This is a genomic window from Stenotrophomonas sp. 3diitr2024 (genome assembly GCF_042136455.1).
GTDB classification, from domain to species: domain Bacteria; phylum Pseudomonadota; class Gammaproteobacteria; order Xanthomonadales; family Xanthomonadaceae; genus Stenotrophomonas; species Stenotrophomonas sepilia.
This window is the reverse complement of sequence record NZ_JBHHMJ010000313.1, coordinates 1-6,260: the sequence shown is the minus strand read 5'-3', so window position 1 is coordinate 6,260 and position 6,260 is coordinate 1. Positions and strand designations below refer to the sequence as shown.

Below are 6,260 nucleotides of genomic sequence, written 5' to 3'. Positions count from 1 at the left end.
GGTGGGTTGCGCAGGACCGTTGGAGCCATGGATGGCGCCATCGAGCCCCCATGGACGGGTTTACGGCGTGTCCTGCGCAACCCACCCGCCCGGCCAAGCGCGGCTTTTGATCTTGCTTCCGCCTTCAGCGACCAACCCCACAGCCACGAGGGGCTGCGCCGTTGGCTGGAACACCCTGTTACCCATACGAGGCATGTCCCCGTCACAGCCGCATGCGATGCTGACCACCTGATCCCTGCCAGCGAGAACGCCCGCATGACCACCATCATCGCCCCGCGCGTGCACGACATCGGCGGCCTCGAAGTCCGCCGCGCCGTCCCCACCCTGCAGGCGCGCAGCATCGGCTCGTTCGTGTTCGTCGACCAGATGGGCCCGGCACTGATGCACCCCGGCACCGCCATCGACGTGCGCCCGCATCCGCATATCGGCCTGGCCACGGTTACCTATCTGTGGTCGGGCGCCATCGGCCACCGCGACACCCTGGGCTCGGATCAGGTGATTCGTCCCGGTGACGTCAACTGGATGACCGCCGGCCGCGGCATCGCCCATTCCGAACGCACGCCACAATCGGACCGCGACCATGACAACCCGATCCACGGCATGCAGACCTGGGTCGCGTTGCCGAAGTCGCATGAGGAAATCGAGCCGGCGTTCTATCACCATGCCGCTGCCACCCTGCCCGAGCAGCGCCGCAAGGGTGCCTGGCTTCGGGTGATCGCTGGCCGCGCCTATGGCGAGGAATCGCCGGTGAAAGTGTTCGCCGATACGCTCAATGTGGCGATCGATCTGGACCCGGACGCGGAAATCGACATCGACGACGGCCACCGCGAGCGCGCGTTGTACATCCTTGAGGGCGACGCGCAGTTGGATGGCGTGGACATCCCTGCACAGCATCTGGTGATTCCCGAGGCCGGAGCACGCGGCCGCCTGCGCGCGAAGACACCGGTGAAGGCGATGCTGTTCGGTGGCGAGCCGCTGGATGGCCCGCGTCACCTGTGGTGGAACTTCGTGTCCAGCTCGAAAGAGCGTATCGAGCAGGCGAAGCACGATTGGGAAGCCGGCCGCTTCGGCACCATTCCGGGCGACGACAAGGAATTCATCCCGCTGCCGCAGTACTGAACATCGCGTGTTGCACACATTCGAAGGTGTATGCCTGCACCCGGCGTTGACGCTACAGTCACCCGCTGATCATTGAAATGTGACATAAATCACACTTTCGACCGTCAAAGGAGTGCAACACATGAGCATGGGTAAACGCTTGTCCGCCGAATTCCTCGGCACGTTCTGGCTGGTTCTGGGTGGCTGCGGCAGTGCGGTGCTGGCCGCCAAGTTCGGCGGTGACAGCAATCCGCTGGGTATAGGCTTCCTCGGCGTGGCGCTCGCCTTCGGCCTCACCGTGGTGACCGGCGCCTATGCGTTCGGCCATATCTCCGGCGCGCACTTCAATCCGGCGGTCAGCGTCGGCCTGTGGGCCGGTGGCCGCTTCCCGACCAAGGACCTGGTGCCGTACATCATCGCCCAGGTTACGGGTGGCCTGTTGGCCGGCTTCATCCTGCTGCAGATCGCCTCGGGGGCCAGCGGCTTCGCCATCGACGGCAGCCAGGCCGGTGCGTTCGCCAGCAATGGCTATGGCGCGCTGTCGCCCGGTGGTTACAGCGTGGCGGCGGCCTTCCTGTGCGAAGTGGTCCTGACCGCGGTGTTCCTGATCGTGATCATGGGTTCCACCCACGGCAAGGCACCGGCCGGGTTCGCCCCGCTGGCGATCGGCCTGTCGCTGACCCTGATCCACCTGATCAGCATCCCGGTCACCAACACCTCGGTGAACCCGGCCCGCTCCACGGCCGTGGCCTTCTTCGCCGGCAGCGGTGCGGTCAGCCAGTTGTGGCTGTTCTGGGTCGCCCCGTTGCTTGGCGGCGCGATCGGTGGCCTGATCTACAAGTGGATCGGCAACGACCGCTGATCCCCGCAGCAACCATTGCGGCCGGCCCTCGGCCGCAATGGTTGCGCTTGCAACCGCGAATTGTGCGATTGCTCACGTTCCGTTAAGGTTGAGTTGACCGTCCGTGCACATGCCGGATGGGGGGCGTCCGGGGATGGGATGCCATGGTCGCCGGCTCTGCTGGCGAAGCCAACCAATTCATCACCTTGGGGGATGCATGAAGTTCGTGCCTGTCATGTTGTCGAGCCTGCTTTTCGCTGCGGCCCAGGCCGCCGCGCAGGCGCCGTCCGAATGTCCTTCGCTGCCGGCCAGCAGCGGTCTGCAGTGGCAGCAGCAGGTGCAGGCCGATTTCCTGGTCTGCCGCGCCAGCACCCCTGATGGCCGCGAAGTGCTGATCCTGATGCTCAGTGCGCGTGATCCGTCCATTCCGCTGAACCGCTCGCTGCGGCAGGAAAAAGGCAGCTTCGGCGGTGAATCGCTGTACTGGTACCAGCCCGACCTGGGCGGCCAGCAACCGCCGGGGTATGCCGAACGGCGCATCAGCGTGGTCAAGCTCGACAAGGGGCGTTACGCGCAGATTTCGCTGTATCCGGACAGCGCGCAGGAGCTGGGGTCACTGCAACAGCTGGCGCAGGGCATGAGCCTGACCCCGTCGGCCGTGGCCGCCGGGCGCTGAGGATGACGGGGATGACTGCCTGGCAGCATCCCCGCAGCGCGACCCCATCCAACGGTTGTGCCGGTCGCTGGCCGGCACCCCGATCCGCCTTCATGCGAGGCAGTTGCCGGCCAGCGGCCGGTACTACGTCAGAACTTGCCTTCCTGGAAATCGACAAAGGCCTGCATCAGTTCCTGCCGCGTGTTCATCACGAACGGCCCGTGGCGCATCACCGGTTCGCGCAGCGGACGGCCGGCCACCAGGATCAGGCGCGCGCCTTCATTGCCGGCCGAGATGTGCAACTGCTCGCCACCGCCCAGCACCGCCAGTTCCTGGCGGGCGACGTCGCGCGCGGCGTCCTGCTCACCCACGGTCACGCCACCTTCGAATACGTACGCAAAGGCGTTGTGCCCTTCCGGCAGCGCATAGGTCCAGGCACGGTCGGGCGCCAGCGTGATGTCGAGGTAGAGCGGGTCGGTGGCCGGTTGCACGATCGGGCCGCGGGTGCCATTGACCATGCCAGCAATAACCTTCACCTCCACGCCCGCTTCCGGGTGCACCACCGGAATCCGCTCAGGCGCGAACTCCTGGTACTTCGGCTCGGTCATCTTCTCCTTCGCCGGCAGGTTCACCCACAGTTGGAAGCCACGCATCTGCCCGCTTTCCTGCTCGGGCATCTCCGAGTGCACCAGGCCGCGGCCAGCGGTCATCCACTGCACGCTGCCCGGGGTCAGCAGGCCTTCGTTGCCATGGTTGTCGCGATGCCGCATGCGCCCGTCGAGCATGTAGGTGACGGTCTCGAATCCGCGGTGCGGATGCTCCGGGAAACCGGCGATGTAGTCCTCGGCGCGGTCGGTGCCGAATTCATCGAGCAGCAGGAACGGATCGAGGTCGGGCAGCGTCGGGCCACCGATGACGCGGGTCAGGCGCACTCCGGCACCGTCGGAGGTGGGCATGCCACGGATGGTCCGCAGCACGCGGACCGGTTCGGGAAAGCTCATGGCGACTCCTGTTGGATGGATGCCACTGAAGATGGACGCCGCACGGCCACACGCCAATGGACGGCGCCGCAACCGATTGTTCCATCCCTGATGTTCGCTGCACGTCAGCACAACAAGCGTACGACCAAAGTACTACCGCCGATTCGTCCTGTGCCAATTGACCCTGTCGAGGGCACGCGGGACTCTTTGACTGTCTTTCCGGGAGAGAGCACCTCATGAAAGGGTTTTCCAAAATAGGCTGGGCGGTCCTCGCCCTGCTCGGCGCCTTCTGTCTGGGCACCGTGGCCCTGCGCCGCGGCGAACACATCAATGCGCTGTGGATCGTCGTCGCCGCGGTTTCGCTGTACCTGGTGGCCTACCGCTTCTACAGCCTGTTCATCGCCAACAAGGTGATGCAGCTGGATCCGACCCGGGCCACGCCGGCGGTGATCAACAACGATGGCCTGGACTACGTGCCGACCAACAAGCACGTATTGTTCGGCCACCACTTCGCCGCCATCGCCGGCGCCGGCCCGCTGGTCGGCCCGGTCCTGGCCGCGCAGATGGGCTACCTGCCTGGACTGCTGTGGCTGGTGGTGGGCGTGGTGCTGGCCGGTGCGGTGCAGGACTTCATGGTGCTGTTCCTGTCCAGCCGTCGCAACGGCCGTTCGCTGGGCGACCTGGTAAGAGAAGAGATGGGCCAGGTACCCGGCACCATCGCGTTGTTCGGTGCGTTCCTGATCATGATCATCATCCTGGCGGTGCTGGCGATGGTCGTGGTCAAGGCGCTGGCCGAAAGCCCGTGGGGCATGTTCACGGTAATCGCGACGATGCCTATCGCCATCCTGATGGGCGTGTACATGCGCTATATCCGCCCCGGCAAGATCGGCGAGATCTCGGTGGTCGGCCTGATCCTGCTGCTGGCCGCGATCTGGTACGGCGGCAAGGTCGCCGCCGACCCGGTGTGGGGCCCGGCGTTCACGTTCACTGGCACCCAGATCACCTGGATGCTGATCGGCTACGGCTTCGTCGCATCGGTGCTGCCGGTGTGGCTGTTGCTGGCCCCGCGCGACTACCTGTCGACCTTCCTCAAGATCGGCACGATCATCGCGCTGGCCGTCGGCATCCTGATCGTGATGCCGGAACTGAAGATGCCGGCGCTGACCCAGTTCGCCGCCAGTGGCGACGGCCCGGTGTGGAAGGGCGGCATGTTCCCGTTCCTGTTCATCACCATCGCCTGCGGTGCGGTCTCTGGTTTCCATGCGCTGATTTCTTCCGGCACCACGCCGAAGCTGCTGGCCAATGAAGCGCACATGCGCTACATCGGCTACGGCGGCATGCTGATGGAATCGTTCGTGGCGGTGATGGCACTGGTGGCCGCATCGATCATCGACCCGGGCATCTACTTCGCGATGAACAGCCCGGCTGCGGTGATCGGTGCCGATGCTGCGTCGGCGGCGCACTACATCACCAACACCTGGGGCTTCACCATCACGCCGGAGCAGCTGACCGCGACCGCGGCGGCGATCGGCGAGCCGACCATCCTGCATCGTGCAGGTGGCGCGCCGACACTGGCGGTGGGCATCGCGCAGATCCTGCACGAAGCAATCCCCAGTGGCAGCGACGCAATGATGGCGTTCTGGTACCACTTCGCGATCCTGTTCGAAGCATTGTTCATCCTGACCGCGGTGGACGCCGGCACCCGTGCTGGACGCTTCATGCTGCAGGACCTGCTGGGCAACTTCGTGCCGGCCCTGAAGAAGACCGAGTCGTGGACCGCCAACATCATCGGTACCGCCGGCTGCGTGGCGCTGTGGGGCTACCTGCTCTACACCGGTGTGGTCGATCCGTTCGGCGGCATCCAGACCCTGTGGCCGTTGTTCGGCATCTCCAACCAGATGCTGGCCGGTATCGCACTGATGCTGGGCACGGTAGTGCTGTTCAAGATGAAGCGCGACCGCTATGCGTGGGTCACTGCGGTACCGGCGGTGTGGCTGCTGATCTGCACCACCTATGCCGGCTTCATCAAGATCTTCGACAGCAACCCGGCGCAGGGTTTCCTGGCACAGGCACACAAGTTCCAGGCCGCGCTCGCCAGCGACACGATCACGGCGCCGGCCAAGTCGGTGGCGCAGATGAAGCAGATCGTGGTCAACGCCTACGTCAATACCGGCCTGACCGCGCTGTTCCTGCTGGTGGTGGGCGCAGTCCTGGTGTATTCGATCAAGACCATCCTGGCGGCACGCCGCAATCCGCAGCGCAGCGACCGCGAGACCCCTTACGTGGCGCTGAAGCCGCATGAAATGGTGGATCTGTGATGAGTACGCAACTGGTTCCCGCCGGCCAGTACCAGGCGCACCGCCGCATCTGGCGGCGCCTGGTGCAGACCGCACGACTGTGCTGTGGCATTCCTGATTACGACAACTACGTCCGGCATATGCTGGAAAAGCATCCGGACCAGGAGCCGATGGACTACAAGACGTTCTTCCGCGAGCGCCAGGAAGCGCGCTACGGCGGACGCAATGGTGGCCGCTGCTGTTGATGCTCAGGTTCGACAGCGCTGCAGCGGCCTTCAGTAGATCCACGCCATGCGTGGATGAAGACCGCCGCTGATCGAATGGTGTCCGGGGTCAGATCCGTTTCCTCCGGGAAACGGATCTGACCCCTTCTTTGAAAAAGGCCGAGC

Annotated in this window: 6 protein-coding genes; 5 read left to right on the top strand and 1 reads right to left on the bottom strand. The window is 65.0% G+C overall.

What is annotated here, in order from left to right:
- The first annotated feature begins 255 nt into the window (after nt 1–255).
- The 3 genes from ABGA94_RS07260 to ABGA94_RS07250 all read left to right on the top strand — a co-directional run bounded on the left by ABGA94_RS07260 (nt 256) and on the right by ABGA94_RS07250 (nt 2,615).
- Nucleotides 256–1,119, top strand: coding sequence for a pirin family protein (locus ABGA94_RS07260; protein ID WP_005418267.1), 864 nt, complete (start codon nt 256–258; stop codon nt 1,117–1,119).
- Between the two features lie 121 nt (nt 1,120–1,240).
- Nucleotides 1,241–1,960 carry an aquaporin Z gene (aqpZ, locus tag ABGA94_RS07255; protein WP_171957583.1) on the top strand — a complete coding sequence of 240 codons (720 nt, stop codon included), beginning with the start codon at nt 1,241–1,243 and terminating at the stop codon, nt 1,958–1,960.
- A 196-nt stretch (nt 1,961–2,156) separates the two neighbouring features.
- Complete coding sequence (locus ABGA94_RS07250; protein ID WP_375366852.1) at nt 2,157–2,615, top strand: hypothetical protein; 459 nt, start codon at nt 2,157–2,159, stop codon at nt 2,613–2,615.
- A 128-nt stretch (nt 2,616–2,743) separates the two neighbouring features.
- On the opposite strand, the gene ABGA94_RS07245 is transcribed toward ABGA94_RS07250, so the two are convergent.
- Complete coding sequence (locus tag ABGA94_RS07245) at nt 2,744–3,595, bottom strand: pirin family protein (RefSeq protein WP_197598519.1); 852 nt, start codon at nt 3,593–3,595, stop codon at nt 2,744–2,746.
- Between the two features lie 215 nt (nt 3,596–3,810).
- Between ABGA94_RS07245 and ABGA94_RS07240 the strand changes: the two genes are divergently transcribed.
- Together ABGA94_RS07240 and ABGA94_RS07235 are read left to right on the top strand one after the other, a co-directional pair.
- A complete protein-coding gene (locus ABGA94_RS07240; protein ID WP_005418274.1) occupies nt 3,811–5,892 on the top strand; it encodes a carbon starvation CstA family protein in 2,082 nt (693 codons plus the stop codon).
- The gene (locus ABGA94_RS07235; RefSeq protein ID WP_005410613.1) at nt 5,892–6,116 is read left to right on the top strand and encodes a YbdD/YjiX family protein; all 225 of its coding nucleotides are present in this window, start codon (nt 5,892–5,894) and stop codon (nt 6,114–6,116) included. Before ABGA94_RS07240 ends, ABGA94_RS07235 begins: the two co-directional genes overlap by 1 nt.
- Nucleotides 6,117–6,260 lie beyond the last annotated feature (144 nt).

Bases quoted from the DNA above. Each gene is read 5' to 3' on its own strand.
- ABGA94_RS07260 (WP_005418267.1), top strand. From the start codon at position 256: ATGACCACCATCATCGCCCCGCGCGTGCACGACATCGGCGGCCTCGAA.
- aqpZ (WP_171957583.1), top strand. From the start codon at position 1,241: ATGAGCATGGGTAAACGCTTGTCCGCCGAATTCCTCGGCACGTTCTGG.
- ABGA94_RS07250 (WP_375366852.1), top strand. From the start codon at position 2,157: ATGAAGTTCGTGCCTGTCATGTTGTCGAGCCTGCTTTTCGCTGCGGCC.
- ABGA94_RS07245 (WP_197598519.1), bottom strand. From the start codon at position 3,595: ATGAGCTTTCCCGAACCGGTCCGCGTGCTGCGGACCATCCGTGGCATG.
- ABGA94_RS07240 (WP_005418274.1), top strand. From the start codon at position 3,811: ATGAAAGGGTTTTCCAAAATAGGCTGGGCGGTCCTCGCCCTGCTCGGC.
- ABGA94_RS07235 (WP_005410613.1), top strand. From the start codon at position 5,892: ATGAGTACGCAACTGGTTCCCGCCGGCCAGTACCAGGCGCACCGCCGC.